Genomic DNA, 16826 nt, shown 5'->3' with positions numbered 1-16826 from the left:
GGCGCCGCCGGTGGGTCGGCGTTGGCGTTGTCATGGGCGGCGCGCGGCCCGGCACGCGCCACAATGTCGCCCATGCTCACGCTCCAAACCATCCAGGATGCCGCCGCCCGCCTGCGCGGCCATGTGCTCGACACGCCGTGCGTGGAATCCAAGACGCTCTCGCAGATCGTGGGCGCCCAGGTGTTCCTCAAGTTCGAGAACCTGCAGTTCACCGCCTCCTTCAAGGAGCGCGGGGCCTGCAACAAGCTCAGCCAGCTGTCGCCCGAAGAGCAGCAGCGCGGCGTGATCGCGATGAGCGCCGGCAACCATGCCCAGGGCGTGGCCTACCACGCGCAGCGCCTGGGCCTGCGCGCCGTGATCGTGATGCCGCGCTTCACGCCAGGCGTGAAGGTGGAGCGCACGCGCGGCTTTGGCGCCGAAGTGGTGCTGCACGGCGACACGCTGGAGGAATCCCGCGCCCACGCCTATGCATTGGCCGAGGAGCGTGGCCTGACCTTCGTGCACCCCTACGACGACGAGGCCGTGGCCGCCGGCCAGGGCACGCTGGGCCTGGAGATGCTGCAGGCCGTGCCGGACCTGGACACCCTGGTCATCGCGGTGGGCGGCGGCGGACTGATCTCCGGCGTGGCGACGGCCGCCAAGGCGATCCGCCCCGGCATCGAGATCGTGGGCGTGCAGACCGCGCGCTTTCCGGCCATGGTCAATGCCATCAAGGGCACGCAGCATCCGCAGGGCACCTCCACGATCGCCGAGGGCATCGCCGTGGGCACGCCGGGCACCCTCACCCGCGAAGTGATCGCGCGGCTGGTGGACGACCTGGTGCTGGTGCAGGAGGGCGACATCGAGCAGGCCGTGCTCATGCTGCTGGAGATCGAAAAAACGCTGGTCGAGGGCGCCGGCGCCGCGGGCCTGGCAGCGCTCGTGCGCTACCCGGAACGCTTTCAGGGCAAGAAGGTGGGCCTGGTGCTGTGCGGGGGCAACATCGACCCGCTGCTGCTGGCCGCCATCATCGAGCGCGGCATGGTGCGCTCCGGGCGGCTGGCCCGCATCAAGGTCAGCGCGCGCGACATTCCGGGCGTGCTGGCGCGCATCACCGCCACCGTGGCCGAGGCCGGCGCCAACATCGAGGAGGTGCACCACCAGCGGGCCTTCACCATGCTGGCTGCCCAGAACGTGGAGATCGAACTCGTGCTGCAGACGCGCGGCAAGGCGCACGTGCAGCAGGTGCTGGAGCAATTGCGCGCGGCCCACATGGAGGCCGACCTGATCTGAGGCACCGAAAGGCGTCCGCTCCGAACCGCGGGTTTTTTGTAGGAGAAACGCGGTTTTTTGCCGAAATTCCCCGCCGAATACACGGCGTTGCATGGGATGGCGCGCGGTTTTCGGCACACTGCTGGCCCATGCAGCAACCAAAACGACGCCACTTCCTGCGCACCCTCGGCCGAGGCGCCGCCCTGGCTTCGGCCGGGACCCTCGGCCTGAACTGGACCCAGGCCTTCGCCACGCTCAAGCCCCTGGGCAAGCCGCAGCCCTTCGATTTCGCCGCGCTCAAGGGCCAGGCCCACGCCCTGGCCGCCAAGGCGTACGAGCCGTACCAGGGCACCCTGCCCCCCTCGGTCACGTCGCTCGACTGGGACCAGTACCAGTCCATGCAGTTCCGGCCCGACCACTCGCTGTGGGCCGACGAGAAGCTGCGCTTCCAGGCCAAATTCTTCCACCTGGGCCTGTTCTTCAAGAAACCCGTGCACATGTACGAGCTGGCCAACGGCCAGGCGCAGGAGCTGGCCTATGACCCGGCCATGTTCGACTACGGCAAGAGCGGCCTCAAGGCCGGCGACCTGCCTGCCGACCTGGGCTTCGCGGGCTTTCGCCTGAACTTCCACACCGACCCCGTGCGCGACGTGGCGGCCTTCCTGGGCGCCAGCTACTTCCGGGCTGTGGGCGGCGAGTGGCAATACGGCCTGTCGGCCCGGGGCCTGGCCATCGACACCGGCATGCAGCGGCCGGAAGAGTTTCCCGACTTCACCGCGTTCTACCTGGAGCGGCCGGCCCCGGGCTCCAACACCGTGGTCGTGCTCGCCCTGCTCGACTCCCCCAGCGTGGCCGGCGCCTACCGCTTTGCGATCACCCCGGGCGATACGCAGGTCATGGAGATCGACGCCGCGCTGTACCCGCGCAAGGAAATCGAGCGCATCGGCATCGCCCCCTGCACCAGCATGTTCCAGCACGGCGAGAACGACCGCCGCATGGCCAACGACTGGCGGCCGGAAATCCACGACTCCGACGGCCTGTCGATGTGGCGCGGCAACGGCGAATGGGTGTGGCGCCCGCTCACCAATCCGCCGAACCTGCAGTTCAACGCCTTTGCCGACCAGAACCCGCGCGGGTTCGGTTTGCTGCAGCGCGACCGCAACTTCGACCACTACCAGGACGACGGCGTGTTCTACGAGCGCCGGCCCTCGCTGTGGGTGGAGCCCAAGGCCGACTGGGGCGCGGGTTCGATCCAGCTGGTGGAGATTCCCACCATCGACGAGACCTTCGACAACATCGTGGCGTTCTGGAACCCCGAGCGCAAGCCGAAGGCGGGCGAAGAGCTGCTGGTGGGCTACCGCCTGTACTGGGGCGCGCACCCACCGGCCCGTCCCGCGCTGGCCGGTTGCGTGGCCACGCGCACGGGCCTGGGCGGCGTGGTGGGCCAGCCGCGCAAGTACTTTTCGTGGCGCTTCGCGGTCGACTTCGCGGGCGAGAACCTCGCGGCCCTCGGCCGGGACGCCAAGGTGGAGCCCGTGATCACGGTGAGCCGCGGCAAGGTCGAGATCACGTCGGCCCGCCCCCTGGACGCCGTGAACGGCTGGCGCGCGATGTTCGACATCCGGCCCGAGGACGACAGCACCGAGCCCATCACCATCCGCCTGTTTCTGCGCGTGGGCAAGGAGCCGATCACCGAAACGTGGCTCTACCAGTGGGTGCCGCCGGCCCCTGCGGACCGCAAGCTGGTGTGACACCCGTCGAAACCCTGTGGCGGCCGCCCGGCGGCTGCCGCTAGAATTTCATCACTTTTTGAGGCAGCCACCAGGAGAACCCATGGCCCACGACACGACCACCACCCCGCACGTTGGCGAACACCACCATGCCCCCGATGGCGTCGAAGCCGTGGTCCCGCTGATGCCCATCGTGCTGCCCGTGGTGGGCGGCGTGCTGATGTTCCTGCTGGCCTTCATCGCCATCTACATGGCCTGAGCGCCGGCCCCTCCCCTTCGCAGAGCCCCGCGCCGCGGGGCTTTTTTACGCCCACGTCCTTCAAAGGAACACACCATGAGAGCCGGCCACGCCCTGGTCCTTTTTTCCGGTGGACAAGACTCCACCACCTGCCTGGCCTGGGCACTGACCCACTTCGAGCGGGTGGAAACCATCGGCTTCGACTACGGCCAGCGGCACCACGTGGAGCTTCAGGCACGGCAGGAGGTGCTGGCCGCGCTGCGCGCCGAGTTCCCGCAATGGGCCGGCCGCATGGGCGAGGACCACATGGTCGATCTCGCGGTGCTGGGCCAGATCAGCGACACCGCGCTCACGCGCGACACCGCCATCCAGATGACCGAGGCCGGGCTGCCCAACACCTTCGTGCCCGGCCGCAACCTGCTGTTCTTCCAGCTCGCCGCCGCGGTGGGCTACCGGCGCGGGCTGCACACGCTGGTGGGCGGCATGTGCGAAACCGATTTCTCGGGCTACCCCGACTGCCGTGACGACACGCTCAAGGCCTTGCAGGTGGCGGTATCGCTGGGCATGGGGCAGCGCTTCACTTTCGAGACGCCGCTCATGTGGATCGACAAGGCCGCGACCTGGGAGATGTCGCGCCAGCTGGGCGGCGATGCGCTGGTGGACCTGATCGTGCAGCGCTCCCACACCTGCTACCACGGGGTGCGCGACACGCTGCATGCCTGGGGTTACGGCTGCGGCACCTGCCCGGCGTGCGAACTGCGCCGCGCAGGCTACTTTCAGTGGACGGGGCTGCCGCCAGGCCCTTGACGACCGCGGAGATGCGCCACTTTCCGGCCGTCTCCGCACATTCCCTGTGTCCCCACCCGGCGTCGAATGCCTCGCGACGCAAGGGTTTTCACCCAGCGCGCGGGCGTTGTTGGTCCGGAGTCGTTCTGCTAGCATCAATTCACTTACCGGCCGGCATGTAAAAAATAGATCGCTCACGGAATCAGGGCGACGCCGCAGAGAAAGAGGAAGACAAATGCAGGGTTTGATGCAATCCGGAGCACTGCTCATCTCCACGTTGCTGGAGCACGCGGCTCGCCACCACGGCGACGTGGAGATCGTCTCCCACGTCGACGCGCACACCAGCCTGCGCACCAGCTGGGGCGAAGTGGGCCACCGCGCGCGGCGCCTGGCCAGCGCCCTGCACGCCCGCGGTCTGCCGCAGGGCGCGCGGGTCGGCACGCTGGCCTGGAACACGCACCGGCACCTGGAGCTGTACTACGCGGTCTCGGGCATGGGCGCCATCCTGCACACCGTGAACCCGCGCCTGTTCCCCGAGCAGATCAGCTACATCGTCAACCACGCGGCCGACGAGTACCTGTGCTTCGACCCGGACTTCTCGCCGCTCGTGGCCCAGATCGCGCCGCACCTGCCCTCCGTCAGGGCCTACGTGGCCCTGTGCCGGCGCGACCAGTTGCCGGCGGTGGACCTGCCCGCGCCGCTGCTGTGCTACGAAGACCTGGTGGACGCGGGCGACGCCGCTTTCGCCTGGCCCGCGCTGGACGAGAACACCGCCTCGTCGCTGTGCTACACCTCGGGCACCACCGGCCACCCCAAGGGCGTGCTGTACAGCCACCGCTCGACGGTGCTGCATTCGTGGACCGCCTGCGCCACGGACGGCCTGGGGCTGGGCGCGCGCGACAGCGTGCTGCTGGCCGTGCCCATGTTCCACGTGAACGCCTGGGGCATTCCGTATGCCAGCGCCATGAGCGGCGCCAAGCTCGTGCTGCCCGGCCCCAACCTCTCGGGCGAGCGCCTCTTCGCGCTGCTGCGCGACGAACAGTGCACGCTCTCGCTGGGCGTGCCCACGGTGTGGCTGGGCTTCTTCCAGCATGCCGAGGCGTTGCCCGCCGCCGAGCGCGCGGCGCTGCGGCTGCAACGCGTGGTGGTGGGCGGATCGGCCGCGCCACGCGCCATCATCGAGAAGTTCGACCGCCTCTTCGGTGCGTTCGTGATCCAGGCCTGGGGCATGACGGAGACCAGCCCACTGGCCACCATCGGCAACCTGCTGCCCCGGCACGCGGATCTGCCCGCCGAAGGGCGCCACGCCGTGCAGGCACGCCAGGGCCGCGCCATCTTCGGCGTGGAGATCGCGGTGTTCGACGCCGAGGGGCGCCAGCGCGCGCAGGACGACCGCACCCCCGGCGATCTCAAGGTGCGCGGGCCCTGGGTGGTGTCGGCCTACTACGGCCAGGAGCCGGGCGCGGCCCTGGATGCGGACGGCTGGTTCGCCACGGGCGACGTGGCGCTGATCGACGCCGAGGGCTACGTGCAGATCACCGACCGCTCCAAGGACGTGATCAAGTCCGGCGGCGAATGGATTTCCTCCATCGACCTGGAGAACCTGGCCGTGGGCCACCCCAAGGTCCAGGAGGCCGCGGTGATCGGCGCCTACCACAGCAAGTGGCAGGAGCGCCCCCTGCTCATCGTGGTGCCCAAGGCGGGCGAGTCGGTGAGCGGCGCGGAGATCCTCGACTTCATGAAGGACCGCATCGCGCGCTGGTGGATGCCCGACGACGTGGTGTTCATCGACGCGCTGCCCCACACCGCCACCGGCAAGCTGCAAAAGACGCGGCTGCGCGAATTGTTCCGCGACCACCGCCTGCCCACCGACGCGACCTGAGCCCACGCCCCGCGGCCCCTGCGGGCCGCTGGCATCGCACACCCCGCGGACGGCGGGGCCCTGGATGCATCCGTCCCGACCGAAGACACGCACACACCAAGGAGACACACCCATGCCATTGCCCAGCTCCCGCCTCGCCCTTGCCGCCCTGGCCCTCGCCTGCGGCGCAGCGGCCCATGCCCAGATCAGCGACGATGTGGTGCGCATCGGTGTCATGGCCGACCAGACCGGCCCCTACTCGGGCAACGGCGGCCCCGGCTCCACGCTGGCCGTGCGCATGGCCGCGGAGGATTTCGGCGGCGCCGTGCTCGGCAAGCCCGTCGAGGTGGTCGTGGCCGACGACCAGAACAAGCCCGACGTGGGCCTGAACATCGCGCGCAAGTGGCTCGACACCGAGAAGGTGGACACCATCGTCGGCGGCTCGGCCTCGTCGATCGCGCTGGGCATCTCCAGCCTGCTCAAGGAACGCAAGAAGCCCTACCTGATCGCGGGCACGGTGAGCGCGGAACTGACCAACAAGTCCTGCTCGCCGATGAACTTCCAGTTCCTCACCGACACCTATGCGCTGCCCAAGGCCGGCGTGCAGAGCCTGATGAAGCAGGGCATCAAGAGCTTCTATTTCATCACCGTGGACTACGCCTTCGGCCAGGCCTACCAGGACGATGCGACGCGCTTCATCCAGGCCGCCGGCGGCAAGGTGGTGGGCTCGGTCAAGCACCCGCTGGGCGCCACCGACTTCTCGTCGTACCTGCTGCAGGCGCAATCCAGCGGCGCGCAGGCCATCGTGATCCTGAACGCGGGGCTCGATCTGTCGAACGCCCTCAAGCAGGCCGCGGAATACAAGATCACGCGCGGCGGCCAGGTGGTGACGGTGTTCGGCATGACGATCAACAGCGTCTCGGCCATGGGACTGGACGTGGCCCAGGGCCTGCAGCTGACGCTGCCGTTCTACTGGGACCGCGACGAGGCCTCGCGCGCCTGGGCCAAGCGCTTCATGGCGCGCAACAAGGGCGTGGTGCCCACCTACATCCACGCGGGCGCCTACAGCGCCGCCTGGCACTACCTGCAGGCCGTGAAGGCCGCAGGCACCGACGACGGCGCCAAGGTCGCGGCCAAGATGCGCGAGCTGCCCATCAACGACTTCTTTTCCAAGGACGTGAAGATCCGCGAGGACGGCCAGGCGCTGCGCACGGTGTACGCCATACAGGTCAAGAAGCCCTCCGAGTCCAAGGGCCCCAACGACTTCTACACGGTGCGCGGCGAGATCCCGCCCGAGCAGACCTGGCGCCCGCTGTCCGAGAGCAGCTGCGACTACATCAAGGCCGCCGCCAAGTAGGCCCGCGCCCGGCCGATACGCAGCCCGAGCCCTTCCATGGCCCTTCGCATCGACATCCTGGCCCCGCAGCGGGACCTGCTGGGCGAATGCCCACTGTGGGACGCGCGCACCCAGTCGCTCTACTGGATCGACGGGCGCGCCGGCATCGTGCGGCGCCACACGCCGGCCACCGGGGCCGGCGCGCAGTGGCAACTGCCCCAGCACATCGGCGCCATCGCGCTGTGCGACAGCGGCCGGCTGCTGCTGGCGCTGGAGGACGACTTCCAGTACCTGGACCCGGACACGGGCACCCTCTCGCCCCTGGGCGTGCGGGTGGCGCACGGCGCCGACCGGATGCGCCTGAACGACGGCCGCACCGACCGCAACGGGCGCTTCGTGGTCGGATCGATGACGCTGGGCCGCATGGCGCCCGAGGGCGCGCTCTACCAGCTCGGCGCGCACGCCGTGCGCACGCTGGACACGGGCATCCACGTGGCCAACGGCACCTGCTTCAGCCCCGATGGTCGCTGGCTGTACTTTGCCGACAGCCCCACGCACCAGGTGCGCCGCTACGCCTACGACCCCGCCACGGGCGACATCGGCCCGGCCGAGGTGCTGGTGGACACGCGCGCGCTGGGCTCCGTGCCCGACGGCGCCACCGTGGACGCCGAGGGCTGCCTGTGGGTGGCGCTGGTGCAGAACGGCCAGCTCGCACGCTTCACGCCCGACGGGCGGCTGGAGCGCCGCATCCAGCTGCCGGTGACCTTCGTGACATGCCCCTGCTTCGGCGGCCCCGGGCTGGACGTGATCTACCTCACCTCCATCCGCGACAGCGGCAACCTGCTGCGCAGCGACCACCCCGACGCGGGCGCCGTGTTCGCCATCCACGGCACGGGCGTGCGCGGGCTGGAGGAAGCCCGCTTCGCCGACCTCCCCTCTCACCATTCGACAAGGACCCCTCAATGACCACCCGACGTTTCGAAGGCAAGGTTGCCCTCATCACCGGCGGTGCGCGCGGCATCGGCCGTGCCATCGCCGACGCCATGGCGGCCGAAGGCGCCGCCGTCGGCATCCTGGACCGCGCCGAGGACATGGCGCACGAAGCCGCCGAGCAGCTGCAGGCGCAGGGGCTGCAGGCCATGGCCTTCGGTGGCGACGTGGCACGCCGCGCGAGCTTCAGCGACGCCGTGGGTGCGCTCAAGGAGCGCTTCGGCCGCCTGGACGTGCTCGTGAACAACGCCATCTGGGTCCGCTACGGCCCCATCGACGCCATCACGCCCGAGATGCTCGATCGCATGGTGGGCACGGGCTTCAACTCGGTGGTCTGGGGCATCCAGGTGGGTTCCGAGGCCATGGAGGCCGGCGGCAGCATCGTCAACATCGCCTCGTCGGCCGCCTTCCTGGGGCTGCCCGAGGGCATGCTGTACTGCGGCGTGAAGGCCGGCGTGCTGGGGCTGACCCGCTCGGCCGCCGTGGACCTGGGGCCGCGCGGCATCCGCGTCAACGCCATCTGCCCGGGCTCGGTGCTCACCGAGGGCGTGAAGATCAACGTCGATGCCGAAAAGGCCAAGCTGCGCATCGCCAAGACGCCGATGAAGCGCCTGGGCGAGGTGGAGGACATCGCCAAGGCCGCATGCTTCCTGGCCTCGGACGACGCCAGCTTCGTGACCGGCGAGTCGCTGCTCGTGGACGGCGGCGTCACCCATGCCTTCCTCTGAGCCGCCCAACGGCCGCCCCGCCATGGACGCCCCCTTCATCCTCGAAGCCCGCCAGCTCAGCCGGCAGTTCCGCGGCTTCTACGCCGTCAAGGACGTGGACCTGCGGGTGCGCCGGCACTCGGTCCACGCCCTCATCGGGCCCAACGGCGCGGGCAAGACAACCTGCTTCAACCTGCTCACCACCTTCCTGCGGCCGTCTTCGGGCACGGTGGTCTTCAACGGCCGCGACATCTCGCGCAGCGACCCGGCTTCCGTGGCCATGGCGGGCCTGGTGCGATCGTTCCAGATCTCGGCCGTCTTCGGACAGATGACGGTGCTGGAGAACGTGCGCGTGGCGCTGCAGAAGCGCCACGGCGGCACCTTCGCCTTCTGGCGCAACGTGAAGGTCCTGCGCACGCTGGACGCGCGGGCGCTGGAGCTGCTGGAACGCGTGGGCCTCACGCGCTGGCGCGACACGCCCGCCGGCGAACTGCCCTACGGGCGCAAGCGCGCGCTGGAGCTGGCCACCACCATCGCCATGGAGCCCGAGATGATTCTGCTGGACGAGCCCATGGCGGGCCTGGGCCACGAAGACATCGGCCCGGTGGTGGCGCTGATCCGTGAGGCCGCGCGCGGACGCACGGTGCTCATGGTCGAGCACAACATGAAGGTCATCGCCGAGCTGTGCGACCGCGTGACCGTGCTGCAGGCCGGCCAGGTGCTGGCCGAGGGCAGCTATGACGAGGTCTCGCGCGACCCGCGCGTCATCGAAGCCTACGTAGGAGGTACCCATGCCTGAGGCCCACGACGCGCAGCCCCTGCTGCAGGTGCGCGGCCTGCGCGGCTGGTACGGCGAAACCCTGGCGCTGCAAGGCATCGACCTGGACGTGAACGAGGGCGAGGTGGTGTGCCTGCTGGGGCGCAACGGCGCCGGCAAGACCACCACGCTGCGCGCCATCATGGGGCTGCTGGGCCGGCGCGAGGGCCGGATCACGCTGCGCGGCCAGCCCACCGAGGGCCTGCCGCCCGAGGCCATCGCGCGCCTGGGCGCGGCCTACTGCCCCGAAGAGCGCGGCATCTTCGCCAGCCTTTCGACCGAAGAGAACCTGCTGCTGCCGCCGGTGCTGCTGCCCGGCGGCCTGAGCGTGGCCGAGATCTACACGCTGTTCCCCAACCTGCAGCAGCGCCGGCACAGCCCGGGCACCCGCCTGTCGGGCGGCGAGCAGCAGATGCTGGCCATCGCCCGCATCCTGCGAACGGGCGCCAAGCTGCTGCTGCTGGACGAGCCCACCGAGGGCCTGGCGCCGGTGATCGTGGAGCGCATCGGCGCCACCATCCGCATGCTGCGCGAGCGCGGCTTCACCGTGCTGCTGGTGGAGCAGAACTTCCGCTTCGCCTGCGCGCTGGCCGACCGCTTCTACGTGATCGAGGAAGGCGAGGTGGCGGGCCACTTCCGCCGCGACGAACTCGACACGCAGCGCGAACACATCGAGTCGCTTCTGGGCCTGTGAGCCCTTCTTCACCCAACGCAGGACGGACAACACGATGGACGGGCTATTCGGAATCCCATGGGCTGCACTGATCGGGCAGCTTCTGGTCGGGCTCATCAACGGCGCCTTCTACGCCCTGATGAGCCTGGGGCTGTCGATCATCTTCGGGCTGCTGCACGTGGTCAATTTCGCCCACGGCGCTCAGTACATGCTGGGTGCTTTCGTGGCGTGGGGGCTGCTCGAATACCTGGGCATCGGCTACTGGCCGGCGCTCGTCATCGCGCCGCTGGTGGTGGCGGGCTTCGGGGTCGTGTTCGAACGCATGATGCTGCGCCGGCTATATGCGCTGGACCATGTGTACGCGCTGCTGCTGACCTTCGGCGTGGCGCTGCTCATGGAGGGCGCCTTCCGCCTGCAGTTCGGCGTGAGCGGCCAGCCCTACCCCAACCCGCTGACGGGCGGCATCGACGTGGGCGTGACCTTCCTGCCGCTGTACCGCGTGTGGGTGATCGCCGCGGCGCTGGCGGTCTGCCTGGGCACCTGGTTCTTCATCGAGAAGACCAAGCTGGGCGCGTACCTGCGCGCGGCCAACGAGAACGCCCCGTTGGTGCGCACCTTCGGCATCAACGTGCCGCGCATGCTCATGCTCACCTACGGGCTGGGCGTGGGCCTGGCGGGCCTGAGCGGCGTGATGGCCGCGCCGATCTACCAGGTGAGCCCGCTGATGGGCTCGAACCTGATCATCGTCGTGTTCGCGGTGGTGGTGATCGGCGGCATGGGCTCCATCCTGGGCTCCATCGTCACCGGCTTCGCGCTGGGCGCCATCGAGGGCCTGACCAAGGTCTTCTATCCCGATGGCGCGGGGGTGGTCATCTTCGTGGTGATGATCCTCGTGCTCGCCATCCGTCCCCATGGCCTCTTCGGCCGTGCCCACTAGGAGTCGCCATGGACCTGCTGAGTCGACGCACCCACAACGCGCTGCTGCTGGCCGCCCTGGCCTGCCTGGCCGCCGCGCCGTTCGTGGTGTATCCCATGTTCCTCATGAAGCTGATGTGCTTCGCGCTGCTGGCGGCATCGGTCAACCTGCTGGTCGGCTACGTCGGCCTGCTGTCGTTCGGCCACGCCATGTTCTACGGCACCGCCGGCTACATCACCGCGCACGCGGTCAAGGTCTGGGGGTGGGAGGGCCTGAGCGGCATCGCCCTGGGCGCGGCCGCGGCCGCGGCGCTGGGCCTGCTGACGGGGCTGCTGGCCATCCGCCGCCAGGGCATCTACTTCTCGATGATCACGCTGGCCTTCGCGCAGCTGGTGTACTTCATGGCGCTGCGCCTGCCGTTCACGGGCGGCGAAGACGGCATCCAGAACATCCCGCGCCCCACCGTGCTGGGTCTGTTCTCGCTGGAGAACACGCTGGTGCTGTACTACTTCGTCACGGTGCTCATCGGCGGCGCGTTCTGGCTGATCCACCGGCTGGTGCACTCGCCCTTCGGGCAGGTGCTGCGCGCCATCCGCGACAACGAGCCGCGCGCCCAGAGCCTGGGCTACCGCATCAACCGCTACAAGCTGCTGGCCTTCGTGCTGTCGGCCGCCATCGCGGGCTTCGCGGGCTCGCTCAAGGCCCTGGTGTTCCAGCTCGCCTCGCTGACCGACGTGCACTGGGCCACCTCGGGCGAGGCCCTGCTCATCTGCATCGTGGGCGGCATGCAGACGCTGCTGGGCCCGGTGGTGGGCGCCATGGTCATCGTGACCATGGAGAACTACCTCGCCTCGTTCGCCGAGTGGGTGCTGATCCTGCAGGGCGTGGTGTTCGTCATCGTGGTCATGCTGTTCCGCAAGGGCATCGTCGGCCAGTTCCAGGCCTATCTCGCCAGCCGCCGCCAGCGCGGCTCGGCACCGCTGTAGGGAGACCCCATGCCAGCCCATGCACTTCCCCCCACCTGGCCGGCCACCCCCGGGCTGCTGGCCGGCCGCCTGGCCCTTGTCACGGGCGCGGCCAGCGGCATCGGCCGCGCGGTGGCCGTGGCCTTCGCCCAGGCCGGCGCGCGCGTCATCGTGACCGACCTGCAGGCCGATCGCTGTGCAGACACGCTGCGCGATGTGCGCGCCGCCGGCACCGAGGGCTGGGCCTGGGCGCTCGACGTGTCCAGCGCCCAGGCCTGCCATGACCTCGCCACGCAGGTGGCGCAGTCGGTCGGCGATGTGGACACGCTCGTCAACAACGCGGGGGTGATCATCCGCGAAGGCATCGACAGCCCGCGCGCCGCCGAGAACCTGCGCCGCACGATGGACGTGAACCTCTTCGGCGTGTTCCACACAGTGCACGCCTGGCTGCCCGCGCTGCGGCGCACGCGCGGCAGCATCATCAATGTGGCCTCGGGCGCGGCATTCATCGCGCAGGGCGGTGCGCTGGGCTACTCGCCCTCGAAGGCGGCGGTGAAGATGTTCACGCAGACCCTGGCGCTCGACCTCGCGCCCGATGGCATCCGCGTCAACGCGCTGGCGCCGGGCGTGATCGACACACCGATGACCGAGGCCACGCGCGCCAACCCCGAGCGGCTCGCGCGCTTCATGCAGCGCATTCCCGCCGGACGACTGGGCCAGCCGCACGAGCTGGCGGGGCCGGCGGTGTTCCTGGCCTCGGACATGGCGAGCTTCGTCAATGGCGTGACGCTGCCGGTGGACGGCGGCACGCTGGCCGTCTGAGGCAGGCGTCCACGGGCCGCGCGGGCACCCGGAAATCATGGATGTGATGTTGCAGGCCCCACCCGTGCATTTGCTTGATGCGCGCACGGCGCGAACGCATCATTTCCCGCAGGACAGACCGCACGCCGCAAGCGCCAGCGCAGCGCCGGTGGCGACCTGACCCCATCTGAAACCATCCGCGGCACGGACCATGCCGCCCCCCAGAGGAGACAACATGACAACGCAAACCCCGCACGGGAACGCCAACGCTCCCACCCCGCCCCAGCGCATCGACGTCGCCATCGTCGGCGCGGGCTTCGGCGGCATGTACGCCGTGTACAAGTTTCGGGAAATGGGCCTGAAGATCCAGGGCTTCGAGGCCGGCGGCGACGTGGGCGGCGTGTGGTACTGGAACCGCTACCCCGGCGCGCGCGTGGACCTGCCCAGCATCGACTACAGCTTCTCCTTCTCGCCCGAGATCGAGCAGGAGTGGACCTGGTCGGAGCAGTTCGCGGCCCAGCCCGAGCTGCTGCGCTACATCAACTTCGTGGCCGATCGGCTCGACCTGCGCCGGCACATCCAGTTCAACACGCGCGTGACCAGCGCCGTGTGGAGCGAGGAGCGCCAGCTGTGGACGGTGAAGACCGACCGCGGGGCCGTCTACGAGGCTACTTACTGCATCATGGCCACCGGCCCGCTCTCCATCCCCAAGGACCCCGAGATCCCCGGCCTGGAGCGCTTCAAGGGCCGCCTGCTGCGCGCGGCCAGGTGGCCGCACGAGCCCGTGCGCTTCGAAGGCCTTCGCGTGGGCGTGATCGGCACCGGCTCCACCGGCATCCAGATCGTGCAGGAGGTGGGCAAGGAGGCCGGCGAGCTGTTCGTCTTCCAGCGAACGCCCAGCTTCACCATGCCCATGCGCAACGAAGACCTCACGCCCGAGTACATGGCCGAGGTCAAGCGTCACTACGCCGGCATCCGTGAGTCCGCGCGCAACAGCGCCGTGGGCGGCGTGCGCCCGCAATCCACCCGCGCGTTTTTCAGCGTGACGCCCCGCCAGCGCCAGCAACTGCTGGAAGATGCCTGGAAGAGCGGCGGCCTGGCCATGCTCGGCACTTTCTGCGACCTGATGACCAACGCCGAAGCCAACGAGCATGTAGCGCAATTCGTGCGCGGCAAGATCGGGGAGGTCGTGAAGGACCCGGTGACGGCCGAGCAGCTCAAGCCGCGCGGCTACCCCATCTTCGCGCGCCGTCCCTGCCTGGACTCCAGCTACTACGAGACCTACAACCGCCCCAACGTGCACCTGGTGGACCTGCTGCACGATCCGATCGTGGAGGTCACCGAGAAGGGCGTTCGCACGCAGTCCGGCGAGGTCGAGCTGGACATGCTCATCCTGGCCACCGGCTACGACGGCCTGACGGGCGCAATGCTGGCCTTCGACGTGGTCGGCCGCGACGGCCGCACCGTCAACGGCAAGTGGCAGGACGGCGCGCGTTCCTACCTGGGCCTGATGATGGAGGGCTTCCCCAACCTTTTCATGACCACCGGCCCCAACGGCCCCGCCGCGCTGGCCAACATCATCCGCATCAGCGAAAACGACGTGGACTGGATCGCCGCCGCCATGCAGCACATGCAGGGCCAGGGCCTGGCCACCATCGAGCCCACGGCCCAGGCCGAGCAGGGCTGGATGGACCTGGTCTACACGCTGTCGCAACGCTCGCTGCTGCTCAAGGCCAAGACCTGGTACGTGGGCGCCAACGTGAAGGACAAGCCGCAGGGCCTCACGCTGTTCACCGGAGGCTTCGCCAAGTACCGCGAGCACTGCGCGGCCGCCGCGCAGGACGGCTACCGCAACTTCACCTTCCAGCGCCCAACCCTGACGCGGCCGGTGCCGCACACAGGCCAGGAAGCCCCGGCCGAAGCAGCGGTGGCGGGCTGACCGCCCGCACCGCCACGCCCAATGCGTGCGCTATGCGCGGCCCGGCCCGGGCTGCGGTTGCTCCAGCTGCAGGGCCAGCCGCCGCATGAGCGCGGTGTAGCGCGCCCGGTGGGGCCGCATGCGCTCGATGGTGCCACCCATGCCCAGCACCACGAGGCGGCCCTGCACACGCCAGGGCAGCACCACGCCGATGGTGGCGCCGCCCAGCAGCGGCAGGTTCTCCAGGTAGAGCGCCTTGCGCAGCCGGGCGCCGGCCACCTCGGGGGCGATGGTCTCCAGCGGCACCCGGTCTTCGCGCCCTTGCACGGCAATGTTGGCGCGGTGCACGAGCTTTTCCACCTCCGCATCGGTGCGGTCGGTGAGCAGCAGCCAGCCCACGGCCGAGCGCGTTAGCGGCCGCAGGCTGCCTTCGTCGGTGTGAAAGCGGATGGCATGCGTGGACTGGATGACTCGGATGTACTGCACATAGATGTCGTTGAGCATGGCGATGGACACCGTCTCGCCCGTGGCGCCGTGCAGGTCGTGCATCAGTTCGAAGACGCGTCCCTGGCCGAACAGTGCCTGCGAGATCCAGTCGCCCAGCGACGTGACGCGCGGCGTGGGGAAGTACAGGCGCTCGGTGCGGTCATAGCGCAGGTAGCCCATGGCGATGAGGTTCTTGAGCAGCACCGTGGTGCTCGACTGGGGGTAGCCCAGCGCCTCGCTGATGTGCTTGAGCGGCAGGGGCGTGCGCACCTGCGCGAAGTGTTCCAGCACCTGCAGCACGCGCGTGGCCGACTTCACCGTGCTGGCGGGCATGGGAGCGCTCCGGAGACGACGCGGCGGATGCATGGCATGGCCGGCCCATTGTGCGGGCCACCGCCACCACCGGCAGCCCTGCGCGCGACACAGGTACAGGCCCGCACGGCGGACCGCTTTCCTTCCCGCAAGCCTTCATTCCAACCTTTGAACCCCATGGCACACCTTCCTTTCCCTTCCATCGGCCAGCCCGGCGTTACCACGCCAGCGGAGGCCGCATGAACCGCTGCATCATCACCGGCGCCGCGCGGGGCATCGGCCGCGCCATCGCACTGCGCCTGGCGCGCAACGCCGCGCCCCACGGCGGCGCCTGCATCGCTCTGGCGGACCAGCACCTGGCCGAGCTGGAGCCCGTGGCGGCCGAGATCCGGCAACTCGGCGGCACCGCGCTCGTGCTGGGCGGCGACCTGGCCGACGCGGCCTTTCCGGCCCGCCTGTGCGCGCAGGCCGTGAACGCCTTCGGGGGCCTGGACGCCGTGGTCAGCAACGCGGGTTTCGCGGCGCCGGGCCCGCTGGCCACGTACGACCCGGCCATGTGGGACCGCGTCTTCGCCGTCAACACACGCGCGCCGCTGTTGCTGGCCCAGGCCGCCTACCCGGCGCTGAAAACCACGCGCGGCACCGTGCTGTTTATCACCTCGATCTCGGGCAGCCATGCCACGCCGCCGCTGGGCGCCTACAGCGCCAGCAAAGCCGCCGCGCTCATGCTGATGCGCCAGATGGCCGCCGAGTGGGGCCCCGAGGGCATCCGCGTGAACGCGCTCTCGCCCGGGCTGACGCTCACGCCGGGCACGGCGGCAGCCTATACCGATCCCGAGGCCCGCACGCTGCGCGAAGCGCGCGTGCCCCTGCGCCGGCTGGCCGGAGCCGATGACATGGCGAGCGTGGCCGCCTTCCTGCTGGGCCCCGACGCGGCCTACGTGCATGGCGCCGAATTGCTGGTGGACGGTGGCCTGGCGCACACGCTCATGGGCTCGCTGCCCATGGGCGGCTGGGGCCGGCCCGCCGCCGGCTGAAA

16 protein-coding genes are annotated in these 16826 nt (G+C 69.7%); 15 read left to right on the top strand and 1 reads right to left on the bottom strand.

Annotated features, from left to right (window positions below):
* Positions 1-72: 72 nt before the first annotated feature.
* The 14 genes from R1Z03_RS04060 (at position 73) to R1Z03_RS03995 (ending at position 15010) form a co-directional block, all read left to right on the top strand.
* A complete protein-coding gene (locus R1Z03_RS04060; protein ID WP_284410354.1) occupies positions 73-1272 on the top strand; it encodes a threonine ammonia-lyase in 1200 nt (399 codons plus the stop codon).
* A 128-nt stretch (positions 1273-1400) separates the two neighbouring features.
* Positions 1401-3002, top strand: a complete 1602-nt coding sequence (locus R1Z03_RS04055) for a glucan biosynthesis protein D (RefSeq protein ID WP_317357087.1) — start codon at positions 1401-1403, stop codon at positions 3000-3002.
* An 82-nt stretch (positions 3003-3084) separates the two neighbouring features.
* A complete protein-coding gene (locus tag R1Z03_RS04050) occupies positions 3085-3240 on the top strand; it encodes a hypothetical protein (RefSeq protein WP_272549895.1) in 156 nt (51 codons plus the stop codon).
* 75 nt (positions 3241-3315) lie between these two features.
* The gene (gene queC, locus R1Z03_RS04045; protein ID WP_317357085.1) at positions 3316-4026 is read left to right on the top strand and encodes a 7-cyano-7-deazaguanine synthase QueC; all 711 of its coding nucleotides are present in this window, start codon (positions 3316-3318) and stop codon (positions 4024-4026) included.
* A gap of 214 nt (positions 4027-4240) precedes the next feature.
* Entirely contained in the window at positions 4241-5887 is a 1647-nt protein-coding gene (locus R1Z03_RS04040) for a long-chain-fatty-acid--CoA ligase (RefSeq protein WP_317357083.1), read from the top strand.
* A 112-nt stretch (positions 5888-5999) separates the two neighbouring features.
* The gene (locus R1Z03_RS04035) at positions 6000-7223 is read left to right on the top strand and encodes an ABC transporter substrate-binding protein (RefSeq protein WP_272566105.1); all 1224 of its coding nucleotides are present in this window, start codon (positions 6000-6002) and stop codon (positions 7221-7223) included.
* Between the two features lie 36 nt (positions 7224-7259).
* Positions 7260-8168 (top strand): SMP-30/gluconolactonase/LRE family protein, encoded by a 909-nt coding sequence (locus R1Z03_RS04030; RefSeq protein WP_317357080.1) that lies wholly within the window; start codon positions 7260-7262, stop codon positions 8166-8168.
* A complete protein-coding gene (locus tag R1Z03_RS04025) occupies positions 8165-8920 on the top strand; it encodes a glucose 1-dehydrogenase (protein ID WP_317357078.1) in 756 nt (251 codons plus the stop codon). Before R1Z03_RS04030 ends, R1Z03_RS04025 begins: the two co-directional genes overlap by 4 nt.
* Positions 8921-8942: 22 nt before the next feature.
* A complete protein-coding gene (locus R1Z03_RS04020; protein ID WP_284410349.1) occupies positions 8943-9698 on the top strand; it encodes an ABC transporter ATP-binding protein in 756 nt (251 codons plus the stop codon).
* A complete protein-coding gene (locus R1Z03_RS04015) occupies positions 9691-10410 on the top strand; it encodes an ABC transporter ATP-binding protein (protein ID WP_284430387.1) in 720 nt (239 codons plus the stop codon). The genes R1Z03_RS04020 and R1Z03_RS04015 overlap by 8 nt, the downstream gene beginning before the upstream one ends.
* A 34-nt stretch (positions 10411-10444) precedes the next feature.
* Positions 10445-11326: a branched-chain amino acid ABC transporter permease gene (locus tag R1Z03_RS04010; RefSeq protein WP_317357074.1), complete on the top strand. Its 882-nt coding sequence runs from the start codon at positions 10445-10447 to the stop codon at positions 11324-11326.
* An 8-nt stretch (positions 11327-11334) separates the two neighbouring features.
* The gene (locus R1Z03_RS04005; RefSeq protein ID WP_317357072.1) at positions 11335-12291 is read left to right on the top strand and encodes a branched-chain amino acid ABC transporter permease; all 957 of its coding nucleotides are present in this window, start codon (positions 11335-11337) and stop codon (positions 12289-12291) included.
* Between the two features lie 9 nt (positions 12292-12300).
* Entirely contained in the window at positions 12301-13092 is a 792-nt protein-coding gene (locus tag R1Z03_RS04000) for an SDR family NAD(P)-dependent oxidoreductase (protein WP_284410345.1), read from the top strand.
* A gap of 214 nt (positions 13093-13306) precedes the next feature.
* Positions 13307-15010 (top strand): NAD(P)/FAD-dependent oxidoreductase, encoded by a 1704-nt coding sequence (locus R1Z03_RS03995; RefSeq protein WP_317357069.1) that lies wholly within the window; start codon positions 13307-13309, stop codon positions 15008-15010.
* A gap of 30 nt (positions 15011-15040) precedes the next feature.
* Here the strand turns inward: R1Z03_RS03995 and R1Z03_RS03990 are convergent, their stop codons facing one another.
* On the bottom strand, positions 15041-15808 hold the full coding sequence (locus R1Z03_RS03990) for a helix-turn-helix domain-containing protein (RefSeq protein ID WP_317357067.1): 768 nt from the start codon (positions 15806-15808) through the stop codon (positions 15041-15043).
* A 218-nt stretch (positions 15809-16026) separates the two neighbouring features.
* Here R1Z03_RS03990 and R1Z03_RS03985 point away from each other — a divergent pair, with 218 nt between their 5' ends.
* Positions 16027-16824: an SDR family oxidoreductase gene (locus R1Z03_RS03985; RefSeq protein WP_317357065.1), complete on the top strand. Its 798-nt coding sequence runs from the start codon at positions 16027-16029 to the stop codon at positions 16822-16824.
* Positions 16825-16826 lie beyond the last annotated feature (2 nt).

The organism is Acidovorax sp. BLS4 (assembly GCF_032929295.1).
Taxonomy (GTDB): Bacteria; Pseudomonadota; Gammaproteobacteria; order Burkholderiales; family Burkholderiaceae_C; genus Paracidovorax.
Note: the sequence above shows the minus strand (reverse complement) of the source record. Positions and strands in the feature narration are given on the sequence as shown.

Excerpts from the sequence above, each read along its gene's own strand:
- R1Z03_RS04060 (WP_284410354.1), top strand. The coding sequence starts at position 73 with ATGCTCACGCTCCAAACCATCCAGGATGCCGCCGCCCGCCTGCGCGGC.
- R1Z03_RS04055 (WP_317357087.1), top strand. The coding sequence starts at position 1,401 with ATGCAGCAACCAAAACGACGCCACTTCCTGCGCACCCTCGGCCGAGGC.
- R1Z03_RS04050 (WP_272549895.1), top strand. The coding sequence starts at position 3,085 with ATGGCCCACGACACGACCACCACCCCGCACGTTGGCGAACACCACCAT.
- queC (WP_317357085.1), top strand. The coding sequence starts at position 3,316 with ATGAGAGCCGGCCACGCCCTGGTCCTTTTTTCCGGTGGACAAGACTCC.
- R1Z03_RS04040 (WP_317357083.1), top strand. The coding sequence starts at position 4,241 with ATGCAGGGTTTGATGCAATCCGGAGCACTGCTCATCTCCACGTTGCTG.
- R1Z03_RS04035 (WP_272566105.1), top strand. The coding sequence starts at position 6,000 with ATGCCATTGCCCAGCTCCCGCCTCGCCCTTGCCGCCCTGGCCCTCGCC.
- R1Z03_RS04030 (WP_317357080.1), top strand. The coding sequence starts at position 7,260 with ATGGCCCTTCGCATCGACATCCTGGCCCCGCAGCGGGACCTGCTGGGC.
- R1Z03_RS04025 (WP_317357078.1), top strand. The coding sequence starts at position 8,165 with ATGACCACCCGACGTTTCGAAGGCAAGGTTGCCCTCATCACCGGCGGT.
- R1Z03_RS04020 (WP_284410349.1), top strand. The coding sequence starts at position 8,943 with ATGGACGCCCCCTTCATCCTCGAAGCCCGCCAGCTCAGCCGGCAGTTC.
- R1Z03_RS04015 (WP_284430387.1), top strand. The coding sequence starts at position 9,691 with ATGCCTGAGGCCCACGACGCGCAGCCCCTGCTGCAGGTGCGCGGCCTG.
- R1Z03_RS04010 (WP_317357074.1), top strand. The coding sequence starts at position 10,445 with ATGGACGGGCTATTCGGAATCCCATGGGCTGCACTGATCGGGCAGCTT.
- R1Z03_RS04005 (WP_317357072.1), top strand. The coding sequence starts at position 11,335 with ATGGACCTGCTGAGTCGACGCACCCACAACGCGCTGCTGCTGGCCGCC.
- R1Z03_RS04000 (WP_284410345.1), top strand. The coding sequence starts at position 12,301 with ATGCCAGCCCATGCACTTCCCCCCACCTGGCCGGCCACCCCCGGGCTG.
- R1Z03_RS03995 (WP_317357069.1), top strand. The coding sequence starts at position 13,307 with ATGACAACGCAAACCCCGCACGGGAACGCCAACGCTCCCACCCCGCCC.
- R1Z03_RS03990 (WP_317357067.1), bottom strand. The coding sequence starts at position 15,808 with ATGCCCGCCAGCACGGTGAAGTCGGCCACGCGCGTGCTGCAGGTGCTG.
- R1Z03_RS03985 (WP_317357065.1), top strand. The coding sequence starts at position 16,027 with ATGAACCGCTGCATCATCACCGGCGCCGCGCGGGGCATCGGCCGCGCC.